The organism is Neorhizobium petrolearium, from assembly GCF_017873175.1.
Classification (GTDB): domain Bacteria; phylum Pseudomonadota; class Alphaproteobacteria; order Rhizobiales; family Rhizobiaceae; genus Neorhizobium; species Neorhizobium petrolearium.
This window is the reverse complement of record NZ_JAGGJW010000001.1, coordinates 15,593-35,222: the sequence shown is the minus strand read 5'-3', so window position 1 is coordinate 35,222 and position 19,630 is coordinate 15,593. Positions and strand designations below refer to the sequence as shown.

Genomic DNA, 19,630 nt, shown 5'->3' with positions numbered 1-19,630 from the left:
AAAGGCTCCTCCAGCGAGGTTCGACAAACCGTCGCGCCTGTCAACGATGGGTATTGGAGCGCAGGAAGCGAAGCATCAGTTCAGCGATCTCGTCATTCTTCTCGTCCATCGCGAAATGGCCTGCATCCAGCAGGTGAATTTCCGCATCGGGCAGGTCGCGCTTGAACGCTTCGCCGCCCGCCGCGATGAAGGAGGGATCGTTCGCGCCCCAGACGACCAGAGTGTGCGGCTTGTGCTCGCGCAGCCACGCCTGCCAGGCGGGGTACGAGGCGATGTTGGTGCGGTAATCGTAGAGCAGAGCGGCCTGGATTTCGCGTTGGCCGGGCGCGGAGAGATGGGCGAACTCGTCTGTCCATGTATCGGGATTGTAGAGTTCCGGATGCCTGGTGCCGGCGGTGTGGCGCTGCTTCGTGGCATCGAACGACAGGAACGCATCGACGACGTCCTGATGGGACTTCGGATCCGCCCAATATTGCGCGATCTTGGCCCACTTTGGCCCCAGGCCTTCGCGATAGGCGTTGCCATTCTGGACGATCAGCGCCTGCAACCGCTCAGGATGGGCGAGCATTATCCGGAAGCCGACCGGGGCACCGTAATCATGGATGTAGAGCGAGTATCGGGTCAAACCGAGTTTCTCGAGGAGATGGGTGGTCGTCGTCGCGAGATGATCGAACGTATATTCGTAGCTGGTCGGAGAGGGCGTATCACTCTGGCCAAAGCCGGGAAAATCCGGTGCGATCAGGTGGTAGTGCTTCGCCAGAAGGGGGGTAAGCGCATCAAACTCACGAGACGATGACGGGAATCCGTGCAGCAGCACAATCGTGGGGGCGCCGCGTGGGCCAGCCTCGCGATAGAAGATCCGGATCCCGTCGACCTGCTCGTAATGATAGGTCGTTGGTGTCGTCGCGATTGGCTCCGGCGCGGCCATGGCAACCTTACCGGAAATAAGTGCGGCGATGCCAATCGCCGCAAGTTTGAGGTTTTTCATAGTCTCACTCCCGGACGGCCCATGTCGCCGCATTCATTTGGACGATGATGCTCGAGAGGCGAGCAGCAGGGTAACCGATGCGGCAAGCAGGACCAGATCCTTCAGCAGGAACTGTCCGATGTCGCCCGAAATGGCGGGGAAGCCGCCGAGCGAAGGAACGAACACTCCGGGCGTGGTGATGAAGAAGGTCAGCGTGATCACGTAGGTTGCAGTGGACATGGCGGCGCCGAGTGCCGAGAGAACCGGGACGAGTGCCCCCGCGATCAGAGCGGCGGCAGTCGCCAGTTCAAGCACACCGACTACCCGCGCACCGCCTTCGATGCCGAACAGAGTATGCAACCAGCTCATGAACGGGCTGTTCGCGATCAGCCCGGCAATGCCGTGCGCCTCGTAGCTCGTGAATTTCATGCAGCCGAACCAGATGAAGATCACGACGAGCGACCATCGCAACAGGGCAAGGCCGGACATGGAGCCGGAATTTCGTTCGGCCACGGTGAAACGGGTTTGCAGAAGGTTGTTCATGGGAAGTATCCTTGAGTGATGGGATGCGATTTCGGTCCGGCCATGCCTGAAACCGTTGTCAGAAAGGGCTACGCCGCCGCAGCGGCGCGGGGACGATCAGGCGGCCTCAGCGGTTAGCGCCTGCCGCTCGAGCAGTTCGGGCGATGCCACCATATGCGCCTGCAGATCCGGCACGAACCCCCAGGCGCGATGTCGATCGTATAGGGAGTAAATTGCGTCATCGTCGTCTCCATTACCTGCTCGTTGGGGCGGTCTGATCGGTTGGGTGTTCAACCCGCCAGCAATGGATACAACCTTCCGAATAACATCGTCAGCCTCTAGCTGCGTAACTGTGGCTTCCGTTTTATGGTAGGGTGCGCAACTCAGCTCTTCGCGGACTCCGCTCTAGCCGCTATAATATTCGGCGGCTAAAGATATATAACGGTACTTTTCGGTGGTCCGCAGAACGACAGCAAGCAGTCGAAAATCGGTTGTGAGAGGCGATCGGCCTCGATAGATACCGAAACCGCGTGAAATAATTTTCGAGTGATTTTCGCTTTAAAATCAATACCGTAGAATTTTGACGGGCCGCAGGCCGGCCTCTTGCGCTTAAATCTGGAAAATATCCCTTTAAATCAATCTCTTAGCTGGCATCAGCACGATCGAGTGGGAAACTCGCCACGCTGCTCCATTTCATAAATCGTGCTGTCAGCCATCGGCACCATCTCTCGCAACTGGTGCCGCCGGATTGTTCTTGGGATGGCTGGGTTCTCACTCATCGTTGAATTTCCTTCGAGCCTGCGGACGTTAGAGACTGTTGGGCGTCGATCCTGGAAGACCCATAGCCTTGGAGGTTTACGACGTCGTCCCCGTTTGCTCGCGGGCGCCCCCTGGATCGGGGTCAAATAGAAGAGGAAGAACACAGGGGGGTGCAACAACGGAGATATCGTCGTCGCACTGTGGCGTACAAAGACAGGGCAACGGCGAGATTTGGTAAATCATCGGACCACAGAGGCCGGAGAACTCGGACTGCGAGAAAGACGCTGGCCATCACAGCTCGACACGACATCTGTCCTGGGCTTCAGCATGATGAACGGCCCAAATGGGGCCGTCAGCCGGCTGTCTGTTGTCGGCGCGAACTAAGCGAATAGCTGTCATTCGGCAACGACCCATCCCAGCCGGTCCACATAGCGTCCCGTCGCTGCGGATTGCTTATTTAAACCGCAGTATGGCCCCGCGTTGCGGCGTGGTACGCTCGCCAAGTTCGATGAAGATCTCATCGACGTAGCACCAGCCCCAGCCCTCAGGCGGATCGTAACCTTCGATCACCGGATGGCGAGTAGCCCGGAAATGCGCGGTGGCGTGACGGTTCGGCGAGTCGTCGCAGCAACCGACATGGCCGCACGTCCGGCACAGGCGAAGATGCACCCACCGCGAGCCCGTCTTGAGGCATTCCTCGCAGCCGAGGGCGCTCGGCGTCACATCCTCGACCTGCTCCGCGTGGCGACATTCGAACATTGGATACCTCCCTTGTTGACGTACGGTCAGTGCGCTTCCGCGAGAAATTCGTGGATGGCGGCGACGACCTGTGCCCCTTCGCCGACGGCCGACGCGACCCGCTTGACCGAGCCGGCGCGGACGTCCCCGATAGCGAAGGTTCCGGGCAGGCTTGTCTCCAGAGGATGTCGATTCTCGCCGACGCCTGTCTTGACGAACCCCTTGGAGTCGAGTGCGACATCGCAGCCGGCAAGCCAGTCTGTATTTGGATCGGCGCCTACGAGCAGGAAGAGATGGCGTATCTGGCGCTTGGTTTCTTCGCCGGTATCCGCATACCGCCAGCTTACGTCGGTTAGATTCTCACCGCCATGGAGCCCCGTGACCTCCGTGCGCAATACCACCTCGATGTTTGGCTGCGCCTCGATGCGCTCTATCAGATATCTCGACATCGAGGCGGCAAGGTTGGCACCACGAACGATCATCCAGACCTTTTCGACCTGACCTGCGAGGTACACCGCCGCCTGGCCGGCGGAGTTGCCGGCACCTACCAGTGCGATCTCCTGGTTTTCGCACAGACGCGCCTCGATGGGCGAAGCCCAATAATGCACAGATGCGCTTTCGAACTGGGTAACATTGGCCAGATTCAGCCTGCGGTACCGAGCACCGCTCGCGATGACGACCGTGCGTGCCCGTACGCTTTCGCCGTCGCCGACATCGAGAGTGTAGGTTGAGCCCCTGCCATTCCGCTCCACGCCAAGATGATGCACCTCGTCGGGTATCACCATTTCGACACCGAACTTCTGCGCCTGGTTGTAGGCACGGGCCATGAGTGCGAGACCGGAAATACCGGTCGGAAACCCGAGATAGTTTTCGATGCGCGATGAAGCGCCGGCCTGACCGCCGAAGGCGCGGCAATCGAGAACGACCGTCGACAAACCTTCCGACGCCGCATACACCGCCGCTGCAAGACCGGCAGGCCCCGCTCCGACGATAGCAACATCGAAAAGTCTGGCTTCGTCTATTCGACGTACCAGGCCCATGCAGCGGGCGAGTTCGTTTTCGCCGGGATTGCGCAGGATCTTGCCGTTTGTGCAAAGCACGATCGGCAAATGATGAATATCCACGTTGAAACGCTCGACCAATGCGGCAGCGGCTGGATCGCGGTCAGGATCGAGGACACGGTGCGGCTGGACGTTACGTCGTAGGAATCCCCGCAGGCGCACGACATCTGCACTGTCGGACCTTCCCAGAATGACCGGTCCTCCGGCGGATATCTCCAGCAAATTGGTCCGTCGCAGAATCAGGGCGCGCATGATGCGCTCGCCCAACGCAGCCTCCTGGACAAGGACATCGCGCAGACGCTCCGGTGCAATGATGAATGCCTCGGCGTTTTCAGTCACATTCACATCGACCAGCGCTGGCCGATCCGACAGTTGGGCCAGTTCTCCCGTGAACTGACCGGCCCCGTACGTAACGATGACTTCGCGTTGACCGAACGCAGTCTCCTGGCTGACTTCTGCCTTCCCGGAGAGAAAGAGGACGATCCCGGGTGACAGGCTACCGCTTTTCACGATCCGCGTACCGGCGAGATATGTCACGCTCCTGCCGAACCGCTTCAGCCGCTCGATGTCGTGCGGCTCCAGAATGGGAAACATCTGGTCGTATCTGGGATGACGGCTCTGGTTCGTCATGCCTTCCTGTTCCCCTGCGCCTGGTTACTAAGCCGGTATGGTCGTCGCAGCGCGGCGCGAAAGCGCGACAAAATAGACGAACAACCCGGCGGCAGTCAGCACGAATCCGGCAAGCGGTGAAAAAAAGACGCTGTATCCCGCTGCGATGACCAGTCCTCCGCCCCATGCCCCAAGCGCATTCGCCACATTAAGAGCGGCCAGGTTCATCGCCCCCATCAGCGTTGGAGCTTCGGGCGCGAAATGCGTCATACGCACTTGAATGGTTGGAATTGCGGCCATCATCGCAGCGCCCACGGCAAAAAGGCAGGCGACGAAAACCCACGTGTTGGTTCCAAATCTCGACAAAATGACCAAAGCCACGAGCGTGAGCCCGTATCCGAGGACCAAGCCACGGAACACAAATCTGTCGGCCAGATAACCGCCGACCACATTGCCGACCGTCATACCAATACCAAAGACGCCGAGAGCAAATGGAATTGTGGACGGATCGAGTTGCACCACATCGGTGACCAGCGGCCCGATAAATGCATAGACCGCGAATATGCTTGATATACCCAAGGCCGCAACGATTATCATCGCCCAGACATTCCACCGCCGCAGCCCCGACAGTTCGTGCACGACGGAGCCTCCGCGAAGGGCTTCGGTGCACGGAACGAAGAAGAACAGCGCCAGGAGCGCGACGGCGCCCAGCGCAGCCATGGCGAGATAGGTATTCCGCCAACCGAGCGTCTGTCCCAGAAACGTTGCCAACGGCGATCCAAAGATCGTTGCTACCGTCAGGCCGGTCATAACGAGCGCGAAAGCCTTTCCTGCCCGGTCCGCGCCGAAGAAATAGGCCGCCACAACTGCTCCCGCGCCAAAGTAGGCGCCTTGCGGCATGCCGCTTATGAACCGGGCAACCGCAAACAGCCCGATATTGCTCGCCATCGATGACAGGATGTTTCCGACGACCCAGAGACCCATCAAAAACAGCAGGAGAGTGCGCCGATTGAGCTTGGCTGCGACAAGCGTGACGAGCGGCGCCCCAAGCACGACCCCGAACGCATATCCGGTGACCGCATCCGTAGCGGTCGGAATATCGATATCGAAGTCGGCGGCATACAATTGAATGATGCCCATGCTCGCGAACTCGGACGTTCCGATGCAGAAGCTGCCCAGCGCGAGCGCGAAAAGGGCAAGCGCCTGGCGCTCATGAGGAACGCTGGATGGAGCAAGTTTCGTTGCCCGACACTGAGCTTCATAGGCTTTTCCAAACATAGATACCACCTCATCGGCCGAGCCAACGAAACAACATGGACCGTCGCTTACGCCTCTATTCTGACGCGGGTTCCGACCGGCGAAAGCACTCAGTCGGTGCGAAATGACGGCAGGGGCAGTCTTTCGTCCGCACCAAGCAGGCTCATTCCGGGCATGGCTGGCCGGCGGCTCCCCATTCCGCCATGTCCCGCACGTGGTCCTCGAAGGTTCCCGGCGGCGTGCTGCGACCCTCCCCAGGCTCCCACCCTCGCGGAATGAACCCGCTTAATGATGCATCGTGTCGAAGATGATCGAGCAGGGCGACGGCATCGCGGCCGCCGTTGCGGGCTCGATCCCTGAGCTGCTTGCAGATTTCGGCGCCACTTTGGCCGTACCAAAGAAACTCCACCGGAGCGAGCTGCCAAGGAATACCGGCGCGCGGCGGCGCGGGAGCAGGGTCGTTCGGGAGAGTGGACGTCATATGGCAGGTCGAACAGGGTATCGCCTCGGCGCCAATCCTGCTTGCCCCCCCATGAATGTTCATCCCGTGAACACGAGACTTCGTTTCACCGGCAGGGGTCCAGATCGGAATACCGCCTGCGTTCACATGGCAGTTTGCGCAGCGTGGATGGGTAACAACCGCCTCGATTCGTTTCCATGCTTCCATACCTGCCACACGGCTGACGCTACCCGGGGCCAGGGCATCCCTGGAACCTTCACCTTCGGCGTAGACCATCGCCGTGAGAGGGGCCATTATCGAAGCAGCGAGTGCAGCGGCAATCAGAGTTCTGTCCATGACCGCCTCTCTCAAACAAAGTCGATGAACTTGTTGAACGGCATTTCGCGGATGCGTTTGCCGGTCGCGGCGAAGATGGCGTTGGCGAGCGCCGGCGCCGCCGGCGGTACGGGCGGTTCGCCGATACCCCGCACCGTGTAGTCGTTCTCCAGCCCGCGCACCTCGATCACCGGACACTGATACATCCGCATGGCTTCGTGGTGATTGTAGTTGGTCTGCTGGACTGACCCGTTTGCATAGGTGAGTTCGCAGTTCATCGCATGGCCGAGCCCCCAGACAACGCCGCCCTGCACTTGGTTCTCGAAATTGACGGGATCGACGACCTTGCCCACATCGGCAGCCACCCAGACCTTGTCGATCCTGATGCCGGCATCGGTCATGGTCACTTCGACGATCTCGGCAACTGCCGTGCCGAAGGCCTCGACGAAGGCGACGCCGCGGCCCTTTCCGTTGCCAAGCGGTCCCGTCCAGCCGGCCATGTCGCCAACCGTTTGCAGGAGCGTCCGGTAGATCGGAATCTTGCACATGTCGATGCGCGCCTGCAGCGGGTCTAGCCCGGCGGCATGGATCAGTTCGTCGATGAAACTCTCGGTGAAGAAGCCGTTGGCCGAAGCGCCGACCGACCGCCAGGTGGTAGACGGCGACACGCCCTGCACCTCGAAACTCGCCGCACGGTAGTTCGGAATGTCGTAGTACATGTTCCAGATACCAACGGCCAACTGGCCGTCGGGGGCATCAGGCGGCATATCCATCCGCCTCAGCAGCTCCTTGAAGGGAGGCGTCGCCGCCACCTGGACATCGGTCGCCAAGATTTTGCCGTCCTTGACGCTGCCCCGATACCTGCCCATCGCAATCTGCCGCGGGATATCCTGCAGAAAGTCCTGCTCGCGCGAGAAGACGATCTTCACGGGCGTCCCGCGCAGCTGGTTCGCGATCTCGGCAAGCGCCCTGACGTTCTCGAATTCCAGGCGGTGGCCGAAGCTTCCGCCCGACCACTCGTTGTGGAAGGTGACCTGTTCGGGCTTCATACCAATTGCTTTGGCCGCAATGTACTGCACCGATTGCGGCGTCTGGTGGCCAACCCAGATTTCCATCCTGTCGTCGGTCACGATGCCGATGCCGTTGAGCGGTTCCAGCGGCTGGTGGCCGACATAGGGCGCCCGGTACTCCGCCTCGAGCAACGTCCCCTCTTTTAAACTGGCATCGATATCGCCATCGTTGCGCCACTGCTTGGCGAGAAATTCCGGAGTGAAAGAGGATTGCACGATGTCCCAGTGCCCGGCTTGCTCGGGCGGATATCTGGACGGTTCCCACACGCACTCGACGCGCTCCGCCGCTTGCATCGCATACCAGCTGTTCGTCGCGATGACCGCGACGCCGTTGGATATCTTCAGGACCTTACTGAACGCCCGGCATCGACTGCGCCTTGCTCGCGTCATACGACCTGATCGGCTGGCCCTTGTTGGGATTGAGTTTGACCGCCGCATAGACCATGCCGTCCATCTTGCGATCGATGCCGAAAACAATCTCGCCCGTTACCTTGGCGCGTATGTCGAGCCGCTCCATCGATTTGCCGATCAAGCGCCACTGCGACGGGTCGCGCAGCTTGACGTCCGTGACCGGCGGTATTTTCGCCGCTTCGGCCGAAAGCGCGATATAGGGGATTCTCGTCCCGTTCGGCAGGATGACGTGGCCGGCCTCGGTGCGGATGTCGGCGACGGCGGCGCCGCTCCGTCTAGCCGCGGCAGCCTTCAGCGTCTCGCGCGCAACCGCGCCAGCGGCGCGCAGCTTTTCGTAGGTATCGGGGATCGCGCTCGAGCCTCCGGTCATCTGCAGGCCGGACTGCCTCAGCCATTCCAGCGCAGCCGCGCGTCCCTTCTCGGCTTCAAGGCTCTGGTCCGCCGCCATGAAGGGAGCGATCTCGTGTGCGAATCCGGTGTTGAAGTAGGCGGGGCTGGGGCCGGCGAAGCGGATCTCGAACTGGTCGAGTTCCAGATCCAGTTCCTCCGCGATCATAACTGGCTGAATCGAACCAATACCCTGTCCGATGTCGGCATGTTGTGCAATGAGCGTGATCTTTTCGGGGCTGATCTCGACCCATGGATTGAAGGCGACCGAATCCGGGCCGAGGTCCACCGCCAGCGGGTTAGTCGTGCCGGGAGAAGCGGGATTGTCCTGAGCCTGACCATAGGACCCAAACACCACACCTCCGGCAACGGCGGCGGAGCCGAATATGAAGGTGCGGCGGGAAAGCACCGGCATCGTGCCCATCTCACTTCCCTCCGATCTTTTCCGCGGCTGCGTGGATCGCGACGCGGATGCGCTCGTACGTGCCGCATCGGCAGAGATTGCCCGACATGACCTCGTTGATATCCTCATCGGTCGGTTTGGGATGCGTTTTGAGCAGCGAGATCGCCTGAATCATCTGGCCCGTCTGGCAGTATCCGCATTGCGCAACCTGGTGCTCGATCCAAGCCTCCTGCACCGGGTGCAGCTTGCCGTTGCCGACCCCTTCGATCGTGGTTATCGCCTTGCCTGCTACGTCAGCCATGCGCGCCTGACAGGACCGCACCGCCTCACCGTCGACTTGCACCGTACAGGCGCCGCACAGGGCGATTCCGCAACCATACTTCGGACTTGTAATGCCAAGCTCATCGCGCAAAACCCAAAGCAAAGGCATCTCGGGTACCACGTCGACTTGATGTCTCGAGCCATTGACAACGATATCGAACATCGCAGGCCTTCCTTAGCTTGCTGGCGCTTGGCTATTGCATGCAAGCGTAGCGGCGGATTCCAACGCTGCAAAGGACAGTCCGCCAGAATTTACCTTTTTTAACCAGCGGTTAGGCCTCGGCAGCGGGGAGCGTGAGGCGAATTCTTTCGGTTTCGACGAACGCTTTCTTGCCATCGCTATTCCTCAACAGTGGAATGGCGATGCGCACCTTTTCCACAAATGTCTCGGTCACGCGTTGGCTGGAGCGATTGCTGCGACCGCCGCCTGTGCGACCGAAATGTCTTGCTCGATGGTCCCGGCGCTCGCGCCCACCGCACCAATGATTTCACCGGCGACGCGCACCGGCACTCCGCCGCCGAAGATGATGACCCCTCCACCTTGCTTTGCTCTATGCCGAAGCTTGCGGCTTCGGCTTCGCCCGCCGCCAGCATCCGCTTCGCATCGGAGAGAGTGAGGGTAGTGCGAGAACAAGGCATCGTCTTTATCGCCTCGGGTTGCTCTTCAACGGTGATCGATGTTTCCTAAGCTATACGCGGGTGGATGGCGCCGAGGTAAAAAGCGGGTTAAATTCGATGGCCTGCGAAAGCTCCCTAGGCTGGGCCTAGGACGCACCTCGGAACGTCAAGTTTCATTGGGAAGTTATTCGTGAGTGCATGGAACGATCCGGCAGACTAGACGGCAAAACATACTGTTTCGGGGACTACCGGTTCATTCCAGACCGGCAACTCCTGACGCTTGGCGAAAAGCCGCTGCGCATTGGAGCGCGGGCTCTCGATCTTCTCCACCTGCTCGTCATCCACGCGGGGGAGGTCGTCGGCAAGGACAAGTTGATACGGTACGCCTGGCCGGCCACCTTCGTCCATGAAAGCAATCTGAAGGTCAACATCGCAGCCTTGCGCCGCGCCCTTTCGGGAACGGCCTCGGGGCTATCGTGCATCGCTACGGTGAGCGGCCGCGGTTATCGCTTCGTTGCACCGTTGCGTGTGTACGGAGGAGACCAGCACCCCCCGCTCGAGACCCGCAAGGCAGCAGGCTCGGAATTGCCTCTACAGACGGAGGTCGTCGGTCGCGACCGCGCAATTGCAGACCTTGTCGCCAAGCTTTCGGAATGCAGGATCCTCACGATTGCGGGGCCAGCGGGGGTGGGCAAGACGACGGTCGCTGTCAGACTGGCGCAAAGTCTGCCTGACCGCTTTCGCGACGGCGTTTGTTTTGTCGATCTTGCTGCCATTGGCGACCCACAACTCGTGGATGCCACGATAGCGGCGTCTCTGGGGGCCGGCGGCAAATGGACCAACATGCTTGCCGGCATCGTCGAGACGCTGCGTGATCGCGAAATGCTGCTGATACTCGACAATTGCGAGCACGTTCTCAGTACCGCTTCTGCGATCACGGAACACCTGACGCTCGCTCTTCCGGGTCTTTATGTCATCGCAACGAGCCGGGAGCCGCTACGGGCGCGATCTGAAAGCGTCTATCGCCTGTCGCCGCTTCGATACCCGGATGAGCAGGGCGGCGAGAACCGCACGGAGGCCATGGCCTTTCCAGCCGTCGAACTCTTCGTGAAGCGGGCGCATGCGGCATACGGCTACCGGGTCGATGATGCCGACTTTCCCGCCATATCGGCGATATGCCGCCGGCTCGACGGGATTGCGCTGGCGATCGAACTGGCCGCATCCAGGCTGCCGGCCTTGAAGCCGCCGGCGTTGCTCGACCTTCTGAAGGACAGCTTCACTCCGCTCGTCGCCCGTTCAGGTGGAACTCCTCATCGGCACCAGACGCTGCTTGCGACATTGGATTGGAGTTACCAGCTTCTCTCAAAGGACGAGGCCAGGCTCCTGCGCCTTTTGTCGGTATTCTCGACAAGCTTTTCTCTTGCCGATGTCATCGGTGTGGCCGGCCACATCGACAGAAGCATCGAGGAGATCGCGATGTGCATCGAAAGCCTTGCCGCGAAGTCGCTGTTGTCGACCACACACGATGCGAGCGGAACACGCTATCGCCTGCTCGACAGTACGCGCAGTTTCGCTGGCGAACGGCTCGAAACGGCAGGAGAGGCAGTTGATGCGCAATCGAGCCACGCGCACTATCTCCTCCGGCTGTTCGAGCAAGCCGAGGCGGAGTGGTACTGGCGGCCGAGGAAGGAATGGACCGCCTCCTACGAACCGCGCACCAACGACTTGCGCAAGGCGATCGACTGGGCGATGGGCGATAGCCTTGAGCACGAGGTCGGCGTGCGCCTGACGAGTGCCGCAATTCCGCTTTGGGACGAATTGTCGATGGTCGCGGAAAGCCGGCGACGTGTCGAACGGGCGCTGCAATGTGTCGAAGCCTTGTCGCGCTGCGAACCTGCGGTGAAGATGAAGCTCATCGCATCCTATGCTTCGGGTCTCAACTTCTCCGACCGCCTCGGCCCGGAAGCCGACTCTGCATGGATGGAGGCAAACCAACTGGCGCGACAGATCGACAACGTCGATTATCAGTTCCGCACATTATGGGGGGTCGGCATATTGCAAAGCTTCACCGGGCGGCATCGACAGGCGATAGCGACGCTGGCGCAGTTTGCGAAACTCGCCACCGGCCAGCGAGACGACCGACAGGCGGCTGCTGAGGGCGAGCGCGTCAGGCTGATGGCCGTCTTCTACTGCGGCGATGTCAGGCATGCGAACGATGACCTGAAACGGCTCGCGCGCGACTACGCAGCGACCGAGAAGCAATCTGGCGTGGCCCGCTTCCAGATGGATCGGTTCGTATCGATCCGGGTGGCGTTGGCGATGACGGCCTGGGTCGCCGGAGATCGCGGCGAGGCCGCGGCGGCACTTCGGGACGCGCTCGAGCACAGCGTCGCGCATGATCATCTCGTCTCGCATTCCAATGCTCTTGCGCAGGCTGCCCTTCCCATCGCCTTATGGTCCGGTGAATCCGAGATTGCGCGGCAGCACGTCGCGGCGCTTGCCCGTAATCTCACCCTGCGCGAAATCGCGATTTGGCAACCGGTCTGCCGTTTCTACAAGGGTGCGCTCGCGTGCATGGAGGGCGACGCAGAAGGGGTGGGCACGATGCGCCAGGCGACCGAGCAGCTCATCGCCAACAATTTCCTCGTTCGGGTGCCGTTCTACCTTTCAATCCTTGCGGAAGCTGCGTTGCGTTACGGGCACATCGCGCTCGCGCGCGACAGCTTGAGCGCTGCTTTCGACCGTGCAGATAGACAGGGCGAGCACTGGTCCCGGCCGGAACTGCTGCGCGTGCGCGGCCTGCTTCAGCGGCTGGACGGCGATCTGGCCGGTGCCTCAGAAACCTTGTTGCTCGCAGCGGAGACCGCCCGGGAAAGCGGCGCTCTTTTCTTCCGGCTGCGCGCCTCGACGTCGCTGGCGGAATTGTGGGCCGAAACCGATCGGCAGGCGGCAGCCGAGCTGCTTTCGCCGGTATGTGCCGAATTCGATGACGCGCTGCCTTGCGCTAGCGTTACGGAGGCTCGTAGGTTGCTTGATGTCCTCGCGCGGCAAGATGAAGTCGCGCGAAAGGGATTATCCTGAATTGCTCTAGCCATTCTTGTTGGCAACCAGGACTGGGTCGAGGACAAAGGCGTTTCGCTCGGCGAGGTCGTTTATCTTCGACAGGTAGTCCTTGAAATGCGGAGTATCACGGTGCTCCGCCACTGCGGCATTGTCGACATATAATTCATCAAGCACATAGCGGCCGGCTTTTGCCTGGTCGCGCCAGACGTCCCACCGCAGGTTGCCCGGCTCCATCCGCAGTGGGGCGCCATGCCGAAGAGCAGCGCCTCCAGATCTCCGGCCTTGCCCGATCTGGCGACCAAGGTCGCCATGATCTTGACATGAGACATGATCTGCTTCTCCCGGTCCGCTATTTCGCGGTTGCCGCACTCTCGATGAAAGCCGCAACCTCCTTTGGATGAGATAGCATCACCGCGTGGCTGCTGTCGATCTCGACAGTGGTGGAACCGGCTCGCTTGGCAAATCCCCGCTGGAATGTCGGCGGGATCATCATGTCCTTCTTGGTGACCATGAAATGCGAGGGCTTGGTCTTCCACGCCACCTTGTCGATCGGGGTCTGCACCGCCTCCAGGCCCCATGGAACCTGGGCGACGGCCATGAAGCCGGTTATCGCGGGATCGACGTCCGCTGCGAAAGCGGTCGGAAATTTCGAGGGATCAACCAGCAGGTAGCCATCCTTCGGCGGCAGCAGGGGCGCTCCCGACTCTCCCGCAGGCACGGGTTGCTCGGCAAGCGATGCCACCGATTCCTTGGCGTCTGGCGCAAAGGCGGCAAGGTAGACCAGGCTCTGCACCTTCGGATTATTACCCGCCTCGGTGATGACCATTCCGCCATAGGAATGGCCGACGAGGACGACCGGTTTGCTCGCCGCCTCGATCACACGATTGGTGGCTGCAACGTCGCCGGTGAGGCTGATGGTCGGGTTCTGGACGACCAGAACCTCATACCCGTTGTCGGTCAGGAGGTTGAAGACTGCCTGCCATCCGGAGCCGTCAACAAATGCGCCGTGGGTCAGAACGATCGACACAGGCTTGTCGGCGGCAAACGAAGCGACCGGAGAGGCAATAGTCATGGCGGCGAGAAATCCCCAGATTGTTCGTTTCACGATCACCTCCAAAGGTTGGAAACCCACCGGAACGATATCGCAACGGCTGCAAGGCGGTTGGTTAAAAGAGGTAAAACCGACAAAAGCCACCGGAGCCACAAACGGCGCTATAATGTTACGGGAACGTCTGGGTTTTCCGAACCGGATATGGCCCCAGGAAAAGAATGACGAACGCACCGCCGACGAGCAGCAGCGCGCAGGCTTGAAGTATGCCCGCATAGGTGCCCGTGCGGTCGAAAACGTAGCCGAACAGGCTAGGTCCCACGAAGGCGCCAACCACGAAGATGCCATACAGCGTGGCGTAGGTCGTCGCGTAGCTTCGCATCCCGAGATAGCGGGCCACGAGGTAAGCCATCAGATCGAACTCGATCCCAGACGTGAGCCCAAGCAAAACGATCGCGATGGCGGCCGTCGAGAAACTCACACTGTCGTGTGAAAGGATAAGGCACGATACCGCGCCCATCATGAGGATGACCGTGCCTACCGCAGGCGCCCAGAAAAGATCAACCAGAACGCCGCCAAGCAGTCGGCCCGCAACGGCCGCTATCCCCACGAAAGAGGCGAGTTGGACGATATCGCCGGGCGCCAGGCGAAGCGAACGAAGAATGTTTTCGATATTGGGCAGCGGCGCAGCGACGGCGAGCGACATCGGAATAAAGACGATGGCGAGGAGCCAGAACGAGCGAGACAGGAAAGCCTCGCCAGCCATCATGCCTTCGAAGTCCTGGCCCGCGGCGGGTCTGACATGAACGTCCTTGCTTTGCGACCCGGCAAAGCCCCAAAAAACCAAGGGGCATGCGATGAAGACCGGCAGTGCGCCCACAACGAGAATTGCAGCGCGCCATCCTCCGGTCTCGATCAACAGTTGGGCAAGCGGCTTTACCGCAAAAGCGAACAGGCCTGCTCCGGACAGCACGATGCCGAGGGCGAGCCCCCGGCGCTCGGCGAAGGCACTGTTGATTACCCGCGTGAAGACGACCGGGGTTGCCCCCAACCCGCATATCGCTATGGCGAGCCACGACAGATAGTATTGCGCCACCGAGCCGTTCGATGCCGCGAGAGTCATATAGCTCAAGCCCAGGCACGGCAGGGAAACCAACGCCACCATGCGCGCGCCAAGCCTGTCGATCAACGTCGCGAAAAACGGACCCACGATCAGAACGGAACCGGCAAGCAACGACAAGCCGCCAAAGATTGTCGCAAACGACCAGCCGAATTCCTCGGCAAAAATCGGCGCGAAGACGCCGATCGTATAGAACGGGATGGCGGGCATTCCCAACGACGTCCCGCACAGGCCGGCCACCACGAGCCGCCACCCATCCCGGAACTCTTCGACACCCGTCCCTCTCACTAGAGCATTTCCTTTGTCCGAACCGGCAGGTCAGCGGTCAGATCGTGGTGCAATGCACAATGTGCAATTTATCGCGGCCTGTAAAGTCGCGCAAGGTTCACGACAATATGAGACGGTGTTCGATTGATCGGCCCATTGAAAGGCTATCTCATAACGTCCGATATGCGGGTGCGTAGCTGCCGAGAAGATTTGATTTCGATAACTGCAGTTTTCCAACCAATCCTCGACGTCTCGCCTCAGCTAGAACTGCTGCCTGGCTGAGGCTCTATCCCCGTAGAAATCTCCTGCCGCAGCTTTGTCACGCTGGCGCGCATCACGTCGATGACGATCAGCGTGGTGGCGATGAAGACGATCTCGCAGCCGAGGAGACCCGAAGCCGCTGCCGTCCATGATTTGCTGCCCTTCGATGATCTGTGGGGCAGCCTGCCCAAGCTGCTGGCACCGGCGCTAGCCGAGCCGGAGGGGATCCGCCGGCGCGGCGACTGTGGATCGTGTCCATGGCGCGGGGGCCACTCTCTTTCTGATCATCTCAGTCGCTGTCGCGGTGATCGCGACGGCGACAAAGACGACGGCGCCCAGACGAGCGAGCATTTTGCCGTCCATGGCCAGCGCCCTCAGCTGAACATCTTGGCGCTGCGGGAATATGCTTTGTTTGGTTCGGATTATCGCGCATCTCACATGCGCGATAATCCTCCATCGGCCTGATCTCGCTCAACCAGTAACGCTTCAGCTCGGGCCGCCTGAATAGACCACCGGGTGCCGCGAGGTGAAAAAGTCGCCCGAGTGGCCCCGATGGTTGGCAAAACCTCGAAAATATTCTCTCGCGCTTTAACATTTAAAATCAATATCATAACTTTTTGCGGCCCGAGCGTCGGGTTTTGCTCGCCCGCTCATATGATCGTACGTTCTCAGCACCTTGCCGTCTCCTCTTCGAGCAGTGCGACGTCACCCGATCAGTTCAAGAGCCAGATCGCGCCATTCAGAACCGAGGCGAACGCCACCCAGGCGGCATAGGGCGCAAACAGGAGCGATGCGATTTTATCCCGCTGCCCGCTAATCACGATGAAGCCGATGATCGTGATCAGAAGCAGCACGATCACGCCAAGGGCGATATCAACGCGTTGCGCCGAGAAAAAAATCGGCGACCAAGCGAAGTTTAGAACCAACTGCACCCACCATAGCTTCGTTGGCGCTCTGCTGCGGCCCTCTCGCCACACTCGCCAACCGGCGACCGCGATCATCATGTAGAGCGCAGTCCAAACCGGGGCAAAGACCCAACTCGGCGGATTGAAGGGCGGCTTGCTCAGCGTTGCATACCATGCACCGGGAGCAGTCACGAAACCAATGATAAGCCCGCCACACAGAACGATCACGAGAAACAAGAATAGGCCGCCGAGTTCCCCTGCACGCACATTCATTGGAATCACCAATGCCCTTGTTTAGGCAGAGAACGTCATGGTTCTTTTGCCTCGGATCAGCAACTGTAACCGGGTCCGCATATGAGCGCGCCTGTCGATAAGAACCGGCCCGCTATTCGGCGAAAAAGCGGGCCGGCTGTTTGATCGGCTGGGGCGATAGGTGGCCGATCAGCCTTCGGGCGGCAGGATGACTTTGTCGATCACATGGATGACGCCGTTCGAGGCCGCAATGTCGGCCTTCACAACGGTGGCGTCGTTGATCATGACCTTGCCGTCCCCGGTCGATATTTTCGCCACCGTTCCGTTGACGGTCTTGACCTCGTCCAGCGTGGTCACCTGCTCGGCTTTCACCGCACCCGGCACCACGTGGTAGGTGAGGATCGCCGTCAGCTTCGCCTTATTCTCCGGCTTCAGCAGGTTCTCCACTGTGCCGGCCGGCAGCTTTGCGAATGCCTCATCCGTCGGCGCAAACACCGTGAACGGTCCGGGCCCCTTCAGAGTAGCAACCAGATCCGCTGCTTCGAGTGCTGTCGCCAGCGTCTTGAACTGGCCGGCACTGACCGCCGTGTCGACAATGTCCTGATTGCCGGCGCGCGCGAGGTTGCTACCGATCATCAGACCCGCCACGGCGAGAACGACCGCGGCCATCGATGCAATATTTGCTCTGCTCATCTTTAGCTCCTGTGGCTAGACGCGTTTTCCTGTGGGGCCGGCTTCGCCGGCGTCCAGGTCCGAGGAAGCGGGATCGAATGTGTTTTGTATTGCGCACCTCGTTACATTATTGAATTATGCTAAAATTAATTTTCTTCAAGAGAAAAATATCGTGACATGAAAAGTGATTTTCTCATTGAGAAAAGTATGCTACCTATCTTTGAACTGAGGTGAAATGAGACCGGAAACATGCTGTCGGAGACATTGACCACGGCCCTTGAGGGCTATGCTATCGGCCCGAAGATCCGTCGACTGCGACTGCGCAAAAAACTGGGACTGGTCCAGCTCGGCGAGCACACTGGTCTCTCGGCGGCGATGTTGTCGAAGATCGAGCGCGGACATCTGTTTCCGACGCTGCCGACCTTGTTGCGGATAGCCTTGGTCTTTGGCGTCGGCCTCGACCACTTCTTCAAAGAGGACAGCGACCGGCCGGTCCATGCCGTCGTGCGTAAGGCGGACCGCATTCGCCTTCCGGACAAGGCGGGGCGGACGTCACCCGCTTACCGCTTCGAGTCGCTCGACTATCCAGTCAGCGATCGCAGGCTCAACGGCTACTACGTCGAGTTTGGAGAGCAAGATGAACAATCGGAGCCGCACGAGCATGCTGGCGCGGAGATCATCTACGTTTTGCGTGGCGAGCTCGTAGTGAACCTGGAGGGTGAGGACATTACGTTGAACGAGGGCGACTCGATGTATTTCGAATGCACCTATCCCCACAGCTATCGCCGCAACGGGTCGCTGCCCTGCGCCGCCATTGTCGTCGTGACGGCGCAACCATCCTCAACTTGACCGGGTTTCCTAAGAAGCCTGATGAAGCGGCGTCATGGACGAACATGGCGCTGATGAGTCGTCACCTGGCCGGACGATAGCCAACTAAATGCTGCGTCAAGACCGGCCCAGTCCAACCAGCGCTTTGATCGCATTGTTGAACTCCTCGTGTGTGGCAAACTCGAGCGCTTCGAAAGAGCGCGACGGTCTGCGCCGGTGGCTGACTCAGTCGACCGTCAGCACGATCTTGCCCTGGATATGGCCTTTCGCGGCGCGCTCATGCGCCTGACGCGCAGCGGCGAGCGGATAGGTGCTGTCGATTACGGTTTTCAACATTCCATCGGCCAACAGTGGCGCCAGCCGCGCCAATTGCGCACCGCTCGAACGCACCTGCGCCGTCGACACCGTTATGCCAAGTTCTTCTGCCTCATCGTCGGCATTGAAGCCCAAAGGAAAGACCGGAAACAGGGCGCCGCCCCGCTTCAAAGTGCTGAGGAACCGTCTGGAGGCAGCCCCGCCAAGCGTATCCAAGACCAGATCCGCATCGCGCACCACATCTTCCGGCGGCGTCCTGGTGTAATCGATGACCTGGTCGGCTCCGAGATCCCGGAGAAGTGCCTCATGTCTCCCCGAAGCTATGGCGATCACATACGCGCCCTTGAGTTTCGCCACTTGAACCGCAAAATGCCCGACGCCGCCAGCCGCGCCGTTCACCACGACCCGCCTGTCCTTGAGCGGCACAGGCTCGTGCCTCTCCGGCTGCAGCGGGTTCGGCGCATCATGCCCCACCTCCACCATGAACTGCCAGACGGTGAGCAGCGACATGGGTGCGCCTGCCGCCTGAATGTGATCTGTTCCCCTGGGTTTGAGGGCCAGATCCTGAACCGGCACGCTGACATATTGTGCATAGGCCCTGCTCTCACCGACGCTGAAGAAGCGGACCATGGAATAGACCTCGTCTCCGACGGCGAAACCCTGCACGTCATCGGAAACGGCTTCGACAACGCCGGAAATATCCGTGCCGAGAATGAGGGGAAAGGGTACCTGCGGCCGCCATTCTGGCGGAAGCGCCTTGTAACCGTCGCGCAGATACCAGTCCGGCGGATTGATTCCGATGGCTTTCACGCGAACGAGCACCTCGCCCGGCTTGACCTCCGGCATCGGCACGTCCTCGTATTTAAGCACCTCCGGCCCGCCGAATTCGTGGATCCGTATGGCTTTCATGGTTTTGCCGATCATCTCTTGCTCCTATGATGGATGAGCACCACGTCAAGCGGCGCGGCGCTCCACTTATAAATGGAGCACCGCTCCACATT

18 protein-coding genes and 3 pseudogenes are annotated in these 19,630 nt (G+C 60.2%); 2 read left to right on the top strand and 19 right to left on the bottom strand.

Annotation, left to right across the window (positions count from 1 at the left end; genetic code table 11):
* Positions 1-40: 40 nt before the first annotated feature.
* The 11 genes and pseudogenes from J2046_RS00195 to J2046_RS34195 form a co-directional block, all read right to left on the bottom strand.
* Complete coding sequence (locus J2046_RS00195; RefSeq protein WP_210047659.1) at positions 41-988, bottom strand: alpha/beta fold hydrolase; 948 nt, start codon at positions 986-988, stop codon at positions 41-43.
* Positions 989-1,021: 33 nt separating this feature from the next.
* Positions 1,022-1,510 (bottom strand): YkgB family protein, encoded by a 489-nt coding sequence (locus tag J2046_RS00190; RefSeq protein ID WP_210047658.1) that lies wholly within the window; start codon positions 1,508-1,510, stop codon positions 1,022-1,024.
* A gap of 641 nt (positions 1,511-2,151) precedes the next feature.
* Positions 2,152-2,268: pseudogene (locus J2046_RS00185) on the bottom strand (helix-turn-helix transcriptional regulator); the annotation flags it as partial.
* Between the two features lie 433 nt (positions 2,269-2,701).
* Positions 2,702-3,007: a UBP-type zinc finger domain-containing protein gene (locus J2046_RS00180; RefSeq protein WP_210047657.1), complete on the bottom strand. Its 306-nt coding sequence runs from the start codon at positions 3,005-3,007 to the stop codon at positions 2,702-2,704.
* Between the two features lie 26 nt (positions 3,008-3,033).
* Entirely contained in the window at positions 3,034-4,677 is a 1,644-nt protein-coding gene (locus tag J2046_RS00175; RefSeq protein WP_210047655.1) for an FAD-dependent oxidoreductase, read from the bottom strand.
* Positions 4,678-4,704: 27 nt separating this feature from the next.
* Entirely contained in the window at positions 4,705-5,934 is a 1,230-nt protein-coding gene (locus tag J2046_RS00170; protein ID WP_210047654.1) for an MFS transporter, read from the bottom strand.
* A 142-nt stretch (positions 5,935-6,076) separates the two neighbouring features.
* Positions 6,077-6,709: a hypothetical protein gene (locus tag J2046_RS00165; protein WP_210047653.1), complete on the bottom strand. Its 633-nt coding sequence runs from the start codon at positions 6,707-6,709 to the stop codon at positions 6,077-6,079.
* An 11-nt stretch (positions 6,710-6,720) separates the two neighbouring features.
* Positions 6,721-7,974, bottom strand: coding sequence for a molybdopterin cofactor-binding domain-containing protein (locus J2046_RS33690; protein ID WP_325169715.1), 1,254 nt, complete (start codon positions 7,972-7,974; stop codon positions 6,721-6,723).
* 133 nt (positions 7,975-8,107) lie between these two features.
* Positions 8,108-8,980: a hypothetical protein gene (locus J2046_RS33685; protein ID WP_233469456.1), complete on the bottom strand. Its 873-nt coding sequence runs from the start codon at positions 8,978-8,980 to the stop codon at positions 8,108-8,110.
* A gap of 1 nt (position 8,981) precedes the next feature.
* Positions 8,982-9,443 (bottom strand): (2Fe-2S)-binding protein, encoded by a 462-nt coding sequence (locus J2046_RS00155; protein ID WP_210047652.1) that lies wholly within the window; start codon positions 9,441-9,443, stop codon positions 8,982-8,984.
* Positions 9,444-9,671: 228 nt separating this feature from the next.
* Entirely contained in the window at positions 9,672-9,785 is a 114-nt protein-coding gene (locus J2046_RS34195; protein WP_325169714.1) for a hypothetical protein, read from the bottom strand.
* Between the two features lie 311 nt (positions 9,786-10,096).
* Between J2046_RS34195 and J2046_RS00145 the strand changes: the two genes are divergently transcribed.
* Entirely contained in the window at positions 10,097-12,979 is a 2,883-nt protein-coding gene (locus J2046_RS00145; RefSeq protein WP_210047651.1) for an ATP-binding protein, read from the top strand.
* Between the two features lie 6 nt (positions 12,980-12,985).
* On the opposite strand, the pseudogene J2046_RS00140 reads toward J2046_RS00145, so the two are convergent.
* The 7 genes and pseudogenes from J2046_RS00140 to J2046_RS00115 form a co-directional block, all read right to left on the bottom strand.
* Positions 12,986-13,290 (bottom strand): annotated as a pseudogene (locus J2046_RS00140) (putative quinol monooxygenase).
* 20 nt (positions 13,291-13,310) lie between these two features.
* Positions 13,311-14,033, bottom strand: a complete 723-nt coding sequence (locus J2046_RS00135; RefSeq protein ID WP_210049702.1) for an alpha/beta fold hydrolase — start codon at positions 14,031-14,033, stop codon at positions 13,311-13,313.
* Positions 14,034-14,181: 148 nt separating this feature from the next.
* The gene (locus tag J2046_RS00130; RefSeq protein ID WP_210047649.1) at positions 14,182-15,417 is read right to left on the bottom strand and encodes an MFS transporter; all 1,236 of its coding nucleotides are present in this window, start codon (positions 15,415-15,417) and stop codon (positions 14,182-14,184) included.
* A 236-nt stretch (positions 15,418-15,653) separates the two neighbouring features.
* Positions 15,654-15,848, bottom strand: a complete 195-nt coding sequence (locus tag J2046_RS33680; RefSeq protein ID WP_233469454.1) for a hypothetical protein — start codon at positions 15,846-15,848, stop codon at positions 15,654-15,656.
* A 19-nt stretch (positions 15,849-15,867) separates the two neighbouring features.
* A pseudogene (locus J2046_RS33675) lies at positions 15,868-16,020 on the bottom strand (putative entry exclusion protein TrbK-alt); the annotation flags it as partial.
* A 350-nt stretch (positions 16,021-16,370) separates the two neighbouring features.
* Positions 16,371-16,835, bottom strand: coding sequence for a TspO/MBR family protein (locus tag J2046_RS00120; RefSeq protein WP_210047645.1), 465 nt, complete (start codon positions 16,833-16,835; stop codon positions 16,371-16,373).
* A 168-nt stretch (positions 16,836-17,003) separates the two neighbouring features.
* Positions 17,004-17,507, bottom strand: coding sequence for a fasciclin domain-containing protein (locus tag J2046_RS00115; RefSeq protein WP_210047643.1), 504 nt, complete (start codon positions 17,505-17,507; stop codon positions 17,004-17,006).
* A gap of 228 nt (positions 17,508-17,735) precedes the next feature.
* Between J2046_RS00115 and J2046_RS00110 the strand changes: the two genes are divergently transcribed.
* Positions 17,736-18,335 (top strand): helix-turn-helix domain-containing protein, encoded by a 600-nt coding sequence (locus J2046_RS00110; RefSeq protein ID WP_210047641.1) that lies wholly within the window; start codon positions 17,736-17,738, stop codon positions 18,333-18,335.
* Between the two features lie 204 nt (positions 18,336-18,539).
* On the opposite strand, the gene J2046_RS00105 is transcribed toward J2046_RS00110, so the two are convergent.
* Entirely contained in the window at positions 18,540-19,553 is a 1,014-nt protein-coding gene (locus tag J2046_RS00105; protein ID WP_210047639.1) for an NADP-dependent oxidoreductase, read from the bottom strand.
* Positions 19,554-19,630 lie beyond the last annotated feature (77 nt).